1 protein-coding gene is annotated in these 1931 nt (G+C 66.4%); it reads left to right on the top strand.

The window, feature by feature from the left end; all coding sequences use genetic code 11:
* Positions 1 to 1698, top strand: a 1698-nt coding sequence (gene ligA, locus C446_RS03060; RefSeq protein ID WP_006671596.1) for an ATP-dependent DNA ligase LigA, incomplete at its 5' end; no start/stop codon positions are given.
* Between the last annotated feature and the right edge of the window lie 233 nt (positions 1699 to 1931).

Genomic DNA, 1931 nt, shown 5'->3' with positions numbered 1-1931 from the left:
CCTGCCGATCTAGAGATCATCGAGCACGTGCGAGACCTCCTTGCGGACGCCGACGACGAGCCCCCGATGGAACCCCGAACGATCGAAATCGTCGCTCGATTCGTTCAGGGGCGAGTCTTCCCCGCCTGGGACTCGACGACACTCGACATCGGCCCCAGCGCCTGCTACGAGGCGATCGCCCGCGCGGCCGGGACGAACGTCGATGCCGACGACGTCGAGGACAGACTCGCAGACGTCGGGGAGATCGGCGACGTGGCTGCGAGCTACGATTTCGGCGGCCAGCGTGGGCTGGCCGCGTTCGGTGCCGGCAACGGCGACGACGGGGACGGCCTTACCGTCCGGGAGGTCCACGAGCAACTCGTCGATCTCGCCGCTACAGAGGGAGAGGGCAGCGAGGATCGCAAAATCGACGTTCTCTTTGGCCTGTTCAACCGCTGTTCCAGCGACGAGGCGCGCTATCTCGCCCGGCTGGTACTCTCGGAGATGCGCATCGGCGTCGGCGAGGGCACCGTCCGGGACGCCATCGCCGCGGCGTTCGACGTTCCCGAAGAGCGCGTCGAGCGAGCGCTGCAGGTCTCGAACGACTACGGCGAGGTCGCCCGCGTCGCCAGCGAGGCGGGTCTCGAGGGGTTAGACGCGATGGAACTGGCGGTCGGCCGGCCCGTCCAGGCGATGCTGGCCCAGGCCGGCACCGTGACCGACGCCCTCGAGGAGTGGGACGAAGCCGCCGTCGAGTGGAAGTACGACGGCGCTCGCATCCAGTTGCACCACGACCCCGACGGGCTCGAGTCGGCCGCCGGCGAGGACGGCGACGCGACGACTCGGGTCTTCTCGCGGAACATGGAAGACGTCACCGGCGCGCTCCCGGAAGTCGTCGAGTACGCCGCGGAGACGCTCGAGGGCCCCGCCATCCTGGACGGCGAGGTCGTCGCAGTCGACGATGACGGGAACCCGCTTCCGTTCCAGGAGGTGCTCAGACGGTTCCGACGGAAACACGACGTTGCGAAGGCCCGCGAGTCCGTCGCGGTCCGGCCGGTCTTCTTCGACTGTCTGCACGCCGACGGCGACGACTTACTCGGAGAGCCGTTGCCGACGAGACACGAGCGACTCGAGCAGGTCCTCGCCGACGATCCCACCCGAGAGCCCGACGACATCGAGGGACTGTCCCTGCTGTGGCTGACCGACGATCCGGACGAGATCGAGTCCATCGACGCGGCGGCCCTCGAGTCGGGCCACGAGGGGATCATGCTCAAGAATCCCGAGTCGACGTACTCACCGGGTCGACGCGGGAAACACTGGCGCAAACGTAAACCGGACGTGGAGACGCTCGACTGTGTGGTGACGGGTGCGGCGTGGGGCGAAGGACGACGGGCGACTTTCCTCGGTACCTTCGAGCTCTCGGTTCGTGACGAGTCGACGGGCGAACTGGAGACCGTTGGCAAGGTCGCGACCGGGATCACCGACGAGAAGCTAGCCGACCTGACGGAACGACTCGAGCCACACATCGCGGCCGAGGAGGGCCAGAACGTCGATCTCGAGCCCGCGATCGTCTTCGAAGTCGGCTACGAAGAAATCCAGACCTCGCCGACGTACTCGTCGGGGTACGCGCTGCGATTCCCACGGTTCCAGGCGGTACGGGAGGATAAAGAGCCCACGGACGCGGACACGCTCGAGCGGATCGAACGGTTGCAGTCGTAGCCTCGAGTCGGTCGCGAGTCGTGGCGCGATCCACGTGTTAGGTACTGCTCGCGAGAGGCGTGTCTCATCGTCGTCTTCGAAGCCGAGACAATACCCAGCGCCGTCGCTGGCATCGTAGGTGTAATAGAGGAATCGCGTCAAAGTGCCGTCAGACGGCAGTTCGAGGCGAGATTAGTTGCGGACGACGTTCGTCGCGCGGGGGCCTTTGGGGGCCTGTTCGATGTCGAATTCGA

It is taken from the genome of Halobiforma nitratireducens JCM 10879, from assembly GCF_000337895.1.
GTDB classification, from domain to species: domain Archaea; phylum Halobacteriota; class Halobacteria; order Halobacteriales; family Natrialbaceae; genus Natronobacterium; species Natronobacterium nitratireducens.
Note: the sequence above shows the minus strand (reverse complement) of the source record. Positions and strands in the feature narration are given on the sequence as shown.